Below are 15,766 nucleotides of genomic sequence, written 5' to 3'. Positions count from 1 at the left end.
TGCCATCAGGAACAAAATAGTGCTTAGAGTAGCAGCCGTCATTAAAAGTAAAACTAATTATAAAAACAACTATAAAATAGCAGCATAAAACTTGGATTAGTCATAACAATCATTGCGAGGAACGAAGCAATCTTAATGCGCACGCTAGTAGCGATCGTTGTAAGATTGCTTCGTCGGCTGAAAAAGCCTTCTCGCAATGACGATTCTTTGCAGCTTATAATACGATAAAAACCTATGTTATTAATATTGATTTTTATACAAAAAATTAATCCTCAGAATGAGAACCTTTATGTTTAAACTTATGACATCCCTCTAGAGACTGAAGCTATAAATACTGTAACAAATTCTCCAGTTTCATTCCTCTCGATCCTTTTAACAATACCAAATGATTCTGAACCGGGTTTTCCTGTAAATATGCCGCTGCTTCGGCCGGGCTTTCGAAAAATATGCCCTTGAAATTGTCTTTAAATGAATAAAAATCCTTCCCGATAAAAATAATTTGATCCAGGCCGCTTTCATTGGCTTGTTTCACAATAAGTTCATGCTGTACAAGCGATTCTGGCCCAAGCTCAAACATATCGCCCAAAATGGCAATCTTTTGATCAGCTGATAATACAGCGATATTTTTCAGTGCAGCGGTCATGCTGCTTGGGTTTGCGTTATAAAAATCGCAGATTACGGTATTCTTTTCTGTTTTGGTTAATTGAGAACGGTTATTTTTTGGCTGATAATTAGCAAGGCCAGTATTAATTTCTTCGGGGCTCATATCAAAGAAATCGCCAATACAGATTGCAGCAAGAATGTTTTCGAAATTATAACTTCCTGTTAAATTGGTTTTAACTGATGATGAAACTTCATGGTTGGTCCAGTCCACTTCGATAAATGGATCGCTGCTTTTTAATTCGCCTTTAATGGTATTGCCATTTTCTGTTCCGTAATAAATAAGTTTGTTTAAGCCAGCAGCGGTGCTCATTTCAAGCAAGTATGGATTGTCTCTATTGATAAAAGTATAACCATGGGTTTCTTTTAAATAGGCATAAAGTTCTGCTTTGCCCTTTTTTACCCCTTCAAATCCGCCGAATCCATCTAAATGTGCCATTCCAACATTGGTAATAATGCCGTGTGTGGGCTGAGCAATGGTACAAAGCAGTTCTATTTCCTTTTGATGGTTTGCTCCCATTTCGATTACCGCAATCTGCACCTCACCGGTGATGGATAAGATAGATAACGGAACACCAATGTGATTGTTTAAATTGCCGAATGTTGCAAAGGTTTTATATCGTTCTGCTAAAACAGCATTTACCAATTCTTTGCTGGTTGTTTTGCCATTACTGCCTGTTAAACCGATTACCGGGATATTTAATTGTTTTCGGTGATGGCGTGCCAGATCCTGCAAAGTGCTTAATACATCTTCAACCAATAGGCATTTACTATTTTTAGCATACTTTTCTTCATCTACAATTGCATAAGCTGCGCCCTTTTCAATAGCTTGAGCTGCAAATTCGTTGGCATTAAAAAGATCTCCCTTAAGCGCAAAAAAGATACAACCCGGGCTAATGTTTCTTGTATCGGTAGAAATAACAGGGTTTTCGAGGTAATAATCGTATAATCTTTGGGTTGTAATCATGCCTATGGTAAAAAATATGATGTAAAATTAAGCTTTCGCATCAACAAAAAACAAAATTAGTACATTAGGTAAAATTATTTCCTATGAAAAGACGCTTAACGTTCTGCCTAATCTCCCTTAGTTCAGTTTTTTTTGCACAGGCCCAGCTAAAATCTCCTGACGATTTTTTAGGATACGAGCTAGGTTCGCACTTTACTCCGCACCATAAAGTAGCCGATTATTTTAGACAAACCGCTGCAGCTTCTGCTAAAAACATGAGGTTAATAGAATATGGAAAAACCAATGAAGGCAGGCCGTTAATGGTGGCAATTGTTTCTTCGGCAGAAAATATAGCCAGACTGGAACAGGTCAGGAATAACAATTTAGCTTTGGCAAAAGGTACCAATAATAGCGTCGATTTAACAAATCAGCCTGCCATACTTTGGTTAAGTTATAATGTACATGGTAATGAGGCAAACTCAACTGAAACTTCTATGAAGATGCTTTATACCTTAGTTTCGGGTAATAATAAACCTGCAATAGAATGGTTAAAAAATACAGTTGTCGTGATTGACCCTTGTTTAAACCCTGATGGAAGAGACCGTTATGTAAATTATTTTAATAGCGTAGTAGGCAAAACACCCAATTCCGATCCATTATCAAGAGAGCACATAGAGCCATGGCCAGGCGGTAGGCCAAATCATTATTATTTCGATTTAAACCGCGATTGGGCCTGGCAAACCCAGGTTGAAAGTCAGCAAAGGTTAGCGTTATATAACCAATGGATGCCTCAGGTACATGTCGATTTTCATGAGCAAAGCTATAATGAGCCTTACTATTTTGCTCCTGCAGCAGAGCCTGTTCACCAGGATGTTACGCCCTGGCAAAAAAGCTTCCAGGTGGTAGTAGGTAAAAACAACGCCAAGTATTTCGATGCAGAAGGATGGCAATACTTCACCAAAGAGCGTTTTGATTTACTATACCCATCTTATGGCGATACTTATCCTTTATATAATGGATCAATTGGTATGACCTACGAGCAAGGTGGGATCCGGGCCGGGTTATCGGTGGTTACCAATGATGGCGACACGTTGACCTTAAAAGACCGCATAGCACATCACTTTACAACAGGGATGTCTACCCTAGAAGTAACCTCCTTAAACCATAATAAATTATTAGAGGAGTATAAAAAATATTTCCAACAAGAATTGACCAATAGTCCGGGCATTTATAAAAGCTATATCATAAAAGCGACTAATTTGTCACGCTTAAAAAAACTAGCGGAACTGCTAACCAAAAATAAAATCGAATTTGCTTTTGGCGGCGATAAAACGGGAAGAGGTTATGACTATGATACCCAAAAGGAAGAAAATTTTAGCATCGCCCGTAACGATTTAGTTGTTAATATTCAGCAGCCAAGGGCCGTTTTAGCTAACGTTTTATTAGAACCCCAAACTCTTGTAACGGACTCTAATACTTATGACATTACAGCATGGGCCCTACCTTATGTGTATGGGTTAAAGGGTTATGCCAGTAAAGAAAGTATAAAAGGAAAATTCTCGGGGATTGAAGAGCCAAAGATAACCAGTAATGAACTTGAGAAGCCCCTAGCCTGGTTGTTTGGTTGGGGAACAAGCGAAGACGTTCAGGTTTTAACTGCGTTGCAAAAAGAAAATATAAAAGTTAGACAGGCTGATCAGCCATTTTCTGTTAATGGTAAAGACTATCCTGCCGGAACCCTAATTGTGTTGAGGGCGGAAAACGAAAAACTGATCAAAGGAACGAAAGATAAGGTTGCATCGATCGCCAAAACCTTAAACAGACCAATTCTGGCAATTAGCAGTGGTTTTGTAGAAAAGGGAAAGGATTTTGGTTCTAATGTTTATCCGTTGTTAAAACAGCCTAAAATTGCCATTGTATCTGGTATGGAGGTTTCTTCTCTCGCTTTCGGCGAAGCTTGGTTTTTTCTTGAACATGATCTAAATCTTTCACCAAGTATTATTAATGCTAAGGATCTGAATAACCTGGATATTAATAAGGTAAACACCCTGATTTTACCGGATGGAAGTTACAGTGCTTTTATAGGTGATGGTTTAACCGCATGGCTAAATAAAGGAGGAAGATTGATTTTGATGGAAGATGCCATCGAAAGTGTATTCGAGAAAAAAGGATTTGATATTAAAAAGAAGGAAGCGGTTGTAAAAAAGGACGAAAAGCCAGAGGCAAACAAACTCCTTTTCAAGGATAAGGATAGAGATGATTTCGAAACTACCATACCAGGTGCAATTTATCGGATCAATCTCGATGCTAGTCACCCGTTTTCCTATGGTTTGGGCAAAACCTACTACAGCTTAAAAACAGACCGTAAAATTTATGAGCCTTTTGTTAAGGGTTGGAATGTGGGTTTAATTAACGAAAAAAGCTTAATGGCCGGTGTAGTTGGTAAAAAAGCAAGGGAAGAGCTTAAAACCGGGCTTTTAATCGGTGTACAAGATTTCGGCCGGGGCAAGGTAGTTTATTTGGCTAACGACCCTCTGTTTAGAAACTTCTGGGAGGGTGGAAAAACCTTATTTGGGAATATAATTTTTTGCGGATATTAGTACGATTTCTTTTTTGTTAAAATACTCGCTGCTTGTATTGTTTCTGAATAGATTTTTGCACATGTATGTAAAATACTTTACATATAAACTATATACATCATTTTTAGGCTTAACAAAGAAAATCTCAGGCTTATTTCGTCAAACTAAACATACTTTCTGTTCAAAAGGTGCATTTTGTTTCATTAAAAAAGCATTTTTTTATAAAATTCCACTTATAATGTGTTGCTTAAGTCATTCAAACTCAGCTAGGGAATAAAATTTAACATTCTGTAATTTGCTTGTAATCAGATGGTTGATTGTTTGTTGTGTTGATTTGTTAAAATTTGTTAAAAAAAATTTTCTATCCTGACTTTCATAACCTAAATTAGGCGAATCATTAACTAACCTATTTTTTAAATTATGAAAAAACTTCTACAAAGTTTGTTCATACTTATGTTCGTTGCAATTTCTGCGATGGCACAAGAAAGAACAATCACAGGAACAGTTATTGCCTCGGATGATCAAAAACCTCTTCCAGGCGTAAGTGTTAAAGTAAAGGGAGCACAAGGCGGTGCTGTAACTGGTGCCGACGGAAAATACGCAATCCGAGTTTCAAGTGCGGCAACCGGGTTAACTTTTACTTATCTAGGGTATGTTGCCCAAACCGTTTCTCTTTCATCTAATTCAATTAATGTTTCTTTGGTGCCAGATGCCACAACGCTAAGTGAAGTAACGGTTACTTCAGCTTTAGGTGTTAAAAGATCTGAAAGATCAATTGGTACAGCCCAGCAACAATTAACTGCTGAAAAAATCAGTCCAACCAAAATTGCTGATATCAATACCGCTATTGCCGGTAAAATTGCGGGTACTCAGATCAGTGGTGGTTCCGGTGCTAAATTTGGAACTTCAACCATCCGTATTCGTGGTATTAATTCATTAGGTGGTGGTAACCCAATTTATGTTGTTGACGGTGTAATTACCAGTGCAGATGGAATTAACCCTGATGACGTAGAAACCTTGAATGTTTTAAAGGGGCCTGCCGCAACAGCGCTTTATGGTCAGCGCGGTTCTGAAGGTGCTGTTGTAATCACTACAAAAAAAGCTTCAAAAAAAGAAGGCATTGGTGTTGATGTTAACCATTCGACAACTTTCGAAAATGTTTACATTTTGCCAAAATATCAAAATGAATATGGCGGTGGAAATGGTCAAACTTGGCTTACCTACACTGCGCCGGCTGGAAGTCCGCTTTCTGCTATTAACGGAGCAAGATACCATAGCTTTTCAATTGATGAAAGCTGGGGCCCAAAATTTGATGGACAGCCTTATGCGCCTTGGTACACGTTTGATCCTACTGATCCAGAATATGGTCAATTAAAGCCTTATGTTGCTCAGCCAGATAATGTTAAGAATTTCTACGAAACAGGTGTAGCAAATAATACATCAGTTGCTTTATCTAAAGCTTCTGAAAATTCAACAACACGTTTCTCATTTACCAATTTGACGAGAAGTGGTGTTTCGCCAAATTCGAGTCAACAAAAAAATTGGGTTGTTTTCAACAATACAACTAAACTAAGCGAAAGGTTATCTGTAAATGGTAACTTTAATTATGTTTACGAGAAAAGATTTAATATTCCTAGAGAGGGCTACGGAACACAAACGGCTGGATCTTTCAATCAATGGTTTCACAGAGATATCGAAATTGAAAAGTTAAGAAGATATGAGCGTCCAGATGGTACTTTCACAACTTGGAATATCACAAGTCCTACAAATTTAACACCGCAGTTTTGGGATAACCCATATGTAGAGGCTTACAAAAACTTATCTGAAAGTTTTATCCAAAGAATTTATGGTAGTGCTAGTGCTACTTATGATATAGGTTCGGGCTTGAAAGCTTCGGTAATTGCAAGAACCAATGTAACGAATGTTAATTCGGATGGCAGAACGGCTTCATTCACATTAAATACTCCTGCATTTAACAGTGCATCTACAAAATTTTCTGAGACTAACTATTTAGCAAATCTTGCTTACGATAAAGAATTTGGTTCCTTCTCTTTAAAAGCAGCTTTATATGGAGAGTTAATGACCCAGGACAACAATAACGTTGCAACTGGTACAGTTGGTGGGTTTATTGTACCAAATGTATATAACGTATCGAACTCACTCAATGAGAAAACTGCAACTAACACTTTTTCCAGAAGGAAGGTAAACAGTTTCTACGGCTATACTACATTGGGGTATAAGAACTATTTATTTCTGGATTTGAACTTACGTAATGATGTAACTTCAACATTGCCAAAAGATAACAATTCATACTGGTATGGTGGTGCTTCAGGATCGTTTATTTTCTCAGAATTCACGAAAGATTTTAAGGCATTATCTTTTGGTAAATTGCGCGCGTCAGTAGCTCGTGTTGGAACAGATATTGGCGCTTATTCTATTGACCCAACATTCCCATTAGCTGCAACAAATTATACAAAAGGTGGTACCGTGTTTCCATCTCAAAGTGTAGCGAATATCATTCCGAATGGTGACTTAAAACCAGCGTTATCTACCGCATATGAGCTTGGTGCAGAAGTAAGGTTCTTTAAAGATCGCTTAAGAGCTGATTTTAATTATTATACAAGACAGACAAAAGATCAAATTATTACAGTTACTACTCCAGGATCTTCCGGTTACACTGGTCGTACTATTAATGCTGGTAACATCAAAAACTATGGCTATGAGGTTACATTAGGCGGTACACCGGTTAGAAGCAAAGATTTTACATGGAATGCTGACTTCAACATCGGTATCAACAAAAATAAGGTAATTGCTTTGGCTCCAGGAGTTGATAATATTTTAGGTGGTATTGATGGGTCTGCTGGGTCATTTGGATTTGTGGGTTCTCCGACAGCTTCATTGAATGCTAAGGTTGGTGAAGCATCCGGGTTTATTAACGGACAGGGAATTGTAAAAGATGCGAATGGAAACAAATTAATTGGTGATGATGGATACTATATTTTACAAGACAATATGCCATTAGGGAGTATCTTGCCAAAATTTACTGGTGGTTTTGCAACCTCATTTACTTACAAACAATTTACGCTTGGAGGATCACTAGATTTTCAAAATGGCGGTAAATTATTGTCATTAACAAAAATGATTACTGCTGGTTCAGGATTATCAGAAGAGACAGCGGGATTGAATGATAAAGGTAATCCAAAAAGAGATGATCCAGCTAATGGTGGTGGTATCAGATTAGAAGGTGTTAATGCAACTACGGGATTGCCAAACAATGTTTATGTGGATGCGAGAGAACTTTATGAAACTAAATTATCAAACGTTTTCGAAAACTGGATCTATGATGCAACTTATATTAAATTAAGAGAGGTATCATTAACCTACAGCCTTCCTAAAACATTTTACAAAAAATTACCGTTCCAAAGAATCGATTTTTCAGTTATTGGTCAAAACTTGTGGTTAATTTACAGTAAAGTAAAAGGAATCGATCCAACGGAGCTACAGTCTTCATGGATTGATACAGCTCAGCTTCCAGGAACCAGAACTGTTGGTTTTAACGTTAAATTTTCATTATAATTTAAAGGATAAGAAAAATGAAAAATCAATTTAAAAAATATATTTTATTGTTCACGCTTAGTGCAAGCTTGTTTTCTGCTTGTAAAAAAGACTTCGGTGATTTAAATAAAAATCCTAATACTCCGCTGGCTGCTAATACAAAATATTTATTTGCTAGTGCAGTTATTGGCACAAGGGGAATTCCAAACGGAGCAGCTGGCCTTTTATACGTACAGCACATGGCTGAGTTTATCTATACGAATGAATCTAGGTATCAACAAATTCAGTATTCTTATGATGGTATCTACTCTGGGCCAGTACAGGATCTACAGCGTATTATAAAACTCAATACGGATCCTGCTACAAAATCGCTAAAAGAAGTTTTGGATAATGGAACAAATGCCAATCAAATTGGGTATGCACGAATCTTAAAGGCATTTTTGATGCTTCAGATCACCGATAGATGGGGAAATGTTCCTTACACACAGGCTGGCCTTGGTTTAGAGAATGCTCAACCTAAATTTGACACACAAAAGTTTATCTATAATGACTTATTAAAGGAACTTAAAGAAGCGCCGCTACAAATCGTTGCTGCTCAGCCAAATGACCCACTTTACGGGGCAGTGGGTACTGACTACCTTAAATGGAAGCGATGGGCAAATTCTTTAAGGGCTATTGTAGCTTTGAGGATGATGAAAACAGAAGATGTTGCCATTGCAAAAGTTGCATTTGCGGAAGCCGTGGCCGCTGGATTAATGACTTCAAATGCGGATAATGCTATCATAAATTATCAAGGAAATTCAACGTATGAAAGTCCATGGTATACCAATTATACAAGAAATGGGCGGTATGACTATGGTGTTTCACAAACAGTAATTGATAATAGGATGGTTCCTAATGCAGATCCAAGATTGCCTATTTTTTCTAGAACTGCAGGTTCTCCTGCAGTGTATAAAGGTATCCCATACGGTGTTAGCGATCAATTTGCTTATGGTGATGATGGTGCTTTGTTAGGAAGAGCTATATCTAGTAACGTTTTCCCTTTGCAATTAACTACTTATTCTCAAATGTGTTTTACTATGGCTGAAGCTGCGTTAGAAGGATGGATACCTGGAGGTGATGCAGAAATGATCAATTGGTACATCAAAGGAATTGACGCATCTATGGATCAGTGGGCTGCTATTCAGGTTTCAACAGCTGCTACGCCAGCGGTAACAATAACCGCTGCTAATAAATTAACTTACGAAGCTCAGCCTAGTGTGTTATTAACAGCGGCTCAGACACATAATCAGAAGTTGGAAAAAATTCAAACCCAAAAATGGCTGAATTTTTACATGAGTAATGGTTATGAGGCCTGGGCTGAATGGAGGAGAACGGGTTATCCAGTATTAACTCCTGCTCCTGATGCTGCAAATGCTGATAAGCAAATTCCAAGAAGACAAGCTTATCCTAAAACAGAAAGCGATTTAAATAAGGCAAATTACGATGCTGCAGTAGCAGCGCAAGGTCCTGATGCTTTAAGCACTCGTGTATGGTGGGATAGGCCATAATTTTCTTCTAACACATTTATAATATTTTAAACAAGAAGTTTCAAAGTTAAATTCGAAATTTTAAAACAGAACAAACGTTGAGACCTCTTTTTTAATTAAGGACTATTGAATAAGACGGGCAGTTTTCAATCTGAAAACTGCCCGTCTTATTCAATAGTCAATTACCTTAAATTTAATTTGGATGCCAAAGTCAAAAAACACTTGAGACTACCATTTTATTTTAAAAAAGATTGAATTTGATATAACATCATCAAATACTTGTTAAGGGAAATATTTCTTTTTATTAATTGCACAATAGAATTCTTAAAGCTGAATTAGTAGTATATGTCAAGTTTGATATATGATATTTTCTTTTTAGAGCTGCATTCTATTCTTTATTGAGGTGAGTATACTTACAAAAGTCTCAATATCATTATCTCTCATCCGCCAATAATTCTGCTCGCATTCGTACCCTGAGTTGACCACTACTTTTTTGTCTAATGTACTGTAAACTACTCTAGGTGATAGAAAAGGTGGCTGTATGCCAGGCACGCTTGTGATGGAGAAACCCGCAATGAACCGGTTCTATGGACATTACTTTAGGATTTAATTGGATAATTGGTTTTTAAATGCCTAGGAGGGGAAGAAAGAAAATCTCTCGGAAAAATGGCATGATTTTTTCTAAAAACAAGTCTTGTCTTTAATGGCTATAATTGATGTTAATTGCCTATTATAAGGTAAAATATGGTTATTTGTACTCAAAATACCTCATTATTTGAGGAAAAATTCCCCAATGCGCCTTTTTAAACAGACAGTTTTATTGTCAAAACAAAGTCATTATAGTGGCTTGTTTTGTTAAAATTTGTTAAACTATTGGCAAACTCTTTTATATTTATCAATTCAAATAACTATTTAATTTACTAACTAAAATTTCATGAAAAAACTTCTACAAAGTTTGTTCTTATTGATGTTTGTCGCAATAAGTGCGATGGCTCAGGACCGAACAATTACTGGTTCTGTTATCTCGTCTGACGACAAATTGCCCCTTCCCGGAGTAAGTGTTAAGGTTCAGGGTATACAAGGTGGGGCGATGACTGACGCAAATGGTAAATACAGCCTTCGCATTCCAGCTGGACCGGCTATTTTACAATTTACTTATTTAGGTTACGCCACACAAAGCTTAAAAATAGGTACAAGTAATACCTTAAATGTGGTTTTAGTACCTGATGCTAAAGATTTATCTGAGGTGGTTGTAACGGCTCTAGGTTTAAAAAGAACCAAAAGAGACTTAGGTTATTCTACACAGAATGTTAAAGGCGAGCAACTTGTTGATAGAGGAGATAATAACTTCCTTAACGCTTTACAAGGTAAAATTGCTGGCGTGGAGATTACTGGCGCTAGTGGTAGCGCAGGTTCTTCAACTAACATTATTTTACGAGGTATGTCTTCATTATCTGGCTCAAACCAACCATTATTTGTAATAGATGGTATTCCGATTAGCAATGATGTAGATCAAACTACCAATACTTTGTATGGTAATCAGCCAGCTAACCGCGCTTTGGATATTGATCCAAACAATATTGAGTCTTTAAACGTGCTGCAAGGCCCAGCTGCTGCTGCACTTTATGGTTCGAGAGCATCAGCTGGTGCAATTATAATTACCACAAAAAAAGGATCAGGAACGGCTGGTAAAACAGACATTACAGTTAATTCTGCCTATGGTGTTCAAAATGTTTATGGATTTCCTAAATTACAAAATGAATTTGGACAAGGTTCTAGTGGGGTATTTTCTCCAACCTCAACATTTTCATTAGGTAATAGATTTGGCACAACACCGACAGTTGCAAATGGTTTAATCGCTGCTGCAGGCACAAACCCCGTAATTAATGGCGTAACTTACAAACCTGGTGATGTATTACCCTATATTAGCTATCCAGATAACTTTAATACTTATTTCTCAGAAGGTCATACATGGGATAATAATATTTCAATAGTTAGTGGTGATGCTAAAAACAATTATGCATTCTCTGCGGGTAACTCAACAACGAAAGGTATCTTGCCAGCATCAGATTTTGATAAAGTTAATTTAAGGTTTAGTGCCGGTTCTCAGCTAACCAAAAAATTAAATCTTAATGGTTCTGCAAATTATTTCAATACTTTCCAAAACGGTGCTACAACTCAGGGTAATGGTGCAAACAGTAGTATGTTTGGGGTTTTCGGAATTACTAGATCAACAGATTTAGCTTATTACAGAGACAATTATAAAAATGCTGATGGTACCAATAACTGGTTTGTTACAGGTCGCGATAACCCATATTTTGCAGCATATGAAAATTCTTTTAAAAGTAGAGTTTCTCGTTTCTTAGGTAACGTTAGTTTAAGCTATGATGTTTTAGACTGGTTGAACGTTAGTTATCGTTTAGGTTTAGATACTTATACTGATAGACGTAAACGTTATGTAGCAATCGGATCAACTCAAGCAGCAAGTTCTGCTGGTAGCGTAACTGAAGACAACTTCTTTAGAAGTGAGTTAAATGGTGACTTACTTATTACAGCTAAAAAGCAAAATATTTTTACAAAAGGGTTGAATGCAACAGCGTTATTAGGGCAGAATATTAACCAAAGAGATTTCCAAAATGCTACAGTATCAGGTGTTGGATTAACTATCCCAGACTATGCTAATGTTGCAAACGGACAAGTTTTTACTAATTCTGGTGAAAGTACAACAAGAAGAAGATTATTAGGTTATTATGGACAGATTTCATTGGGATATAATAACTATTTATTCTTGGAGCTGACTGGGCGTTTTGATCAGTCTTCTACTCTTCCTGTTGCTAATAACACTTATTTCTACCCATCAGTATCTACAAGCTTTGTGTTTACAGATGCATTTAAAATTAAATCAGACATTTTAAGCATGGGTAAAATTCGTGCTTCTTATGCTAAGGTTGGTAAAGATGCCAATCCTTACGTGTTAGATGCTAGATCTTATTCTTCTGGTAGTTATGGAAATAATACTGCAAGTTTTAGTTTCCCTTATGGATCTATATTAGGATTTGGTGCAAACAGTTCGATTGGTAATCCTGATTTAAAACCAGAATTTACTAATTCTTATGAATTTGGGTTAAACTTAGGTTTATTTAAGGATAGAATTAACTTAGATGCAACAATCTATAAACAAGGTAGTAAAAACCAGATTGTTAGTGTAGCATTACCTGCATCAACAGGATACGGTAGCCGTTTAACAAATATTGGTGAAGTATCTAATAAAGGTATAGAGCTATTATTAAGTGGTTTAGCGATTAAAACTAAAGATGTTAGTTGGGATATATCAGCAAACTTCTCTAAAAACAAAAATAAAGTTGTTTCAATTGCTCCAGGTGTAACTTCATTTGCTGTTGCTGGTAATGCATTCACTGGACAGATCCCAACTATTTATGAAGGTTATGCTTATGGTGTAATTGTGGGTAGTAAATATCCACGTAGTCCTTCGGGCGATTTGATCGTTGATAAAACTACAGGTCTTTACAGTACTGCAACTATTCCAAACCAAGTTATTGCAGATCCAAACAAACAATGGACTGCCGGTTTAACGAATACAGTAAGGTATAAGAACTTCATTTTCTCTGGACTAGTTGATTTCAAAAAAGGTGGAGATGTTATTTCATGGACTGCAGCTACGTTAAGATCTAATGGATCATTATTAATCACTGCTGAGGATCGTGAACAACCACACATTTTGCCAGGAGTTATCCAAAACACAGATGGAAGTTTTTCTCCTAACAACATCCAGATTCCAGGACAAACTTATTGGAATGCAGGTTTTGGTGGTATCGGTGGAAGTGAGTTCAATGTATATGATGCGACAACTTTCCGCTTAAGAGAGATTACCATTGGTTATGATTTAGCTGGTAAAGTTTTAAAAACAAACGTGATTAAAAATATTCGCTTAACTGTTTACGGAAGAAATCTTTATTATTATGCCCCAAATAGCCCTATCGATCCTGAAGTCTCAACTCAAGGTGCCGGAAATATTAGAGGCTTAGAGCTTCAAAGCGCGCCTAATACAAGAAACTTCGGGGCTAGTTTAAGAGTAACTTTTTAATTAACTATCGTAAATATTTAAATATGAAAAAAATTATATTATTTGCAGCATGTGTATTGTCGATGGCATCCTGCAAGAAATTTTTAGATGTAAACCAGAATCCAAACTCTGCGTTAAAGGTTCCTTCTAAAGTTTTATTGCCAACAACGTCTATCGGAATTGGATGGGCTAATGCAAATGAATTAGGTAGATGTGCATCTATTTTGATGCAGTATAATGCTGGCTTAGCTAATCAAAACTTAACCTACGATAGTTATAATATCTCAGGTTTGTTTGATAACCAATGGAATCTTGAAATTTTTCAGGGTTGTGTGAACAACTTACGTACTATCATTCAACAATCTGAAGCTACAGATCCTGCTTATTCAGGTATTGCTAAAATTCAATTGGCTTACATATTCTCTGTAACAACAGATCTTTGGGGAGATGTTCCATATTCGCAAGCTGGTTTTGGATTAGATTTTGCGGCACCAAGGTATGATTCTCAAGCAGACATCTACCAAGGTAACTCTGGATTGGGTATTACTTCGTTATTTGATTTAGTAAAAAGTGGTATTGCTGATTTAAACAAAACATCAGCATTGAAACCAGGTACCGATGATTTAATTTATGGCGGTGTGTTAACGAAATGGAAAAGAGCTGGAAATAGCTTAATCTTAAAATTCGCCAATACGATTTCAGGTGTAAACCCGACATTGGCAAAAGCCCAGATTGATGGCGTACTGGCTAGTGCTGATGGTTATATTGATGATAATCAGTATGATTTAATGGTGCCTTTCAGCTCAGCTGTTACTAATCAGAACCCAATGTATGTTCAAGACATTTCTGGAAGTTTTAAGAATGGTGAAATGTTAAGTACGAGATTGTTAGCTTTATCTAAAAGTGTTAATGATACCATTAGGTTATCTAAGTTTTATACTAAGCCACTAGGTACAAGATTTGTTGCCTACGAAAATGGTTCTACTGTTGCTGCGCCAACGCTTGCTACACGGTCCATGTACAATACATACGTGGTTGGTACTGCGGGTGAAGCGCCGGTTAGGTTGTTAACCAATTTCCAAGGAAAGTTCATCTTAGCTGAATCGGCTTTATTGTTAGGTACAGCTGGTGATGCAAATAGCTTATATCAGGCGGGCATAAGAGCTTCGATGACTAAAGCTGGAATGACTACAGCAGAAATTACTCAATATTTTACTGATAACCCTACTGTTGTTACTTTAAGCGGTACAAATGCAGATAAGCTTAAACAAATTATCACTCAAAAATATCTTTCGTGGGTAGGTAATGGTATCGAAGCTTATAACGATTACAGAAGAACCGGATACCCAGTATTAGCTCCTGCATTAAATGCTGTTGGAGATAACAATGGAGCAATTCCTTTGCGTTATGTTTATACTTCAAATGAAGGAAACGCAAACCCAAATCAGCCTAAGCCGCTTATTAAAACAAGTGTAAAGGTTTGGTGGGGTAAATAACAAATATTAAGTGCATTTTAAATAAACATCATGAAATTAAATATAAAATCAAGTGTGTATTTGGGATTAATGGTTATTATGGGATTGACTTCTTGTAAAAAAGAAAATATTTCTAACGTTAATAATCTACCCGAAATACCAGTAACCGTAAACAATAAATACGATATCTTTACTGCACCAACTGTTAAGACCTCTTTAAGCGGGGGCGGTGCAATTCAGATTGTATTGTCAATCCCTGCTGAATCGGGCAGAACTATTAAAGAAATAACAAGGGTAGCGGCTGGAACGGCTTATGGAAGTGTTCAGGTAGCCACTGGTTTATATAATACTGCTCCTATTGCTGGAAACGGTACTACTGTAACGTTTAATACTACCTTAACCGAATACACTGCTAAAACAGGTTTAGCTGCCCCTACTGCAGCGGTAGCGGGAACAACAACTGCTGCGATTTTAGCAAGAAGTTTTTATTTCCTTATTACTCTTGATAATGGACAAACTATTGTTCCAACATACGTAAGGGTTTATGTAGATAAATAAATCGTTAAAAACGGTATAAGAGAAGGAGATTGCGGCGCAATCTCCTTTTTTTTGTCTAATATTTTTGATTTATTGTTAATCATTTATTATTTATGTGAATATTTTGGCTTTTTGATTCTTTTTATTGTTTTTTTATTTTTTTTTTTTGGTGTTTTAATCTTTATATTGAGTTATCATTGGCTAAACTAAAAATTTTATGAAAAAACTTCTACGGAATTCATTCGTATGTCGATTATTACGAATTTTGCAAGAAATTACGATCGATCTACTGCAAAAATCCATATTATGCGGGATGACTCATCACCCTTTTCTGATTTATGTGTTAAAATGAAAATACAATTGATAGAATCACCTCAGTTGTAAATACGATAACATATTTT

7 protein-coding genes are annotated in these 15,766 nt (G+C 36.6%); 6 read left to right on the top strand and 1 reads right to left on the bottom strand.

All coding sequences use genetic code 11. The annotated features are described in order from the left end of the window. Positions 1-325: 325 nt before the first annotated feature. Positions 326-1,627, bottom strand: coding sequence for a UDP-N-acetylmuramoyl-tripeptide--D-alanyl-D-alanine ligase (locus ACTJKN_RS21090; RefSeq protein ID WP_440827716.1), 1,302 nt, complete (start codon positions 1,625-1,627; stop codon positions 326-328). Positions 1,628-1,710: 83 nt separating this feature from the next. Here ACTJKN_RS21090 and ACTJKN_RS21085 point away from each other — a divergent pair, with 83 nt between their 5' ends. The 6 genes from ACTJKN_RS21085 to ACTJKN_RS21060 all read left to right on the top strand — a co-directional run bounded on the left by ACTJKN_RS21085 (position 1,711) and on the right by ACTJKN_RS21060 (position 15,386). Continuing rightward, positions 1,711-4,206, top strand: a complete 2,496-nt coding sequence (locus ACTJKN_RS21085; RefSeq protein ID WP_440827715.1) for a M14 family metallopeptidase — start codon at positions 1,711-1,713, stop codon at positions 4,204-4,206. Between the two features lie 399 nt (positions 4,207-4,605). After that, the gene (locus ACTJKN_RS21080; RefSeq protein ID WP_440827714.1) at positions 4,606-7,761 is read left to right on the top strand and encodes a SusC/RagA family TonB-linked outer membrane protein; all 3,156 of its coding nucleotides are present in this window, start codon (positions 4,606-4,608) and stop codon (positions 7,759-7,761) included. A 17-nt stretch (positions 7,762-7,778) separates the two neighbouring features. Continuing rightward, complete coding sequence (locus tag ACTJKN_RS21075; protein WP_440827713.1) at positions 7,779-9,290, top strand: SusD/RagB family nutrient-binding outer membrane lipoprotein; 1,512 nt, start codon at positions 7,779-7,781, stop codon at positions 9,288-9,290. 913 nt (positions 9,291-10,203) lie between these two features. Continuing rightward, complete coding sequence (locus ACTJKN_RS21070; RefSeq protein ID WP_440827712.1) at positions 10,204-13,374, top strand: SusC/RagA family TonB-linked outer membrane protein; 3,171 nt, start codon at positions 10,204-10,206, stop codon at positions 13,372-13,374. Positions 13,375-13,397: 23 nt separating this feature from the next. Further along, positions 13,398-14,849: a SusD/RagB family nutrient-binding outer membrane lipoprotein gene (locus tag ACTJKN_RS21065; protein WP_440827711.1), complete on the top strand. Its 1,452-nt coding sequence runs from the start codon at positions 13,398-13,400 to the stop codon at positions 14,847-14,849. A gap of 30 nt (positions 14,850-14,879) precedes the next feature. Beyond that, complete coding sequence (locus tag ACTJKN_RS21060) at positions 14,880-15,386, top strand: hypothetical protein (RefSeq protein ID WP_440827710.1); 507 nt, start codon at positions 14,880-14,882, stop codon at positions 15,384-15,386. Positions 15,387-15,766: the final 380 nt, after the last annotated feature.

Source organism: Pedobacter sp. 22163, from assembly GCF_052045595.1.
Classification (GTDB): domain Bacteria; phylum Bacteroidota; class Bacteroidia; order Sphingobacteriales; family Sphingobacteriaceae; genus Pedobacter.
Note: the sequence above shows the minus strand (reverse complement) of the source record. Positions and strands in the feature narration are given on the sequence as shown.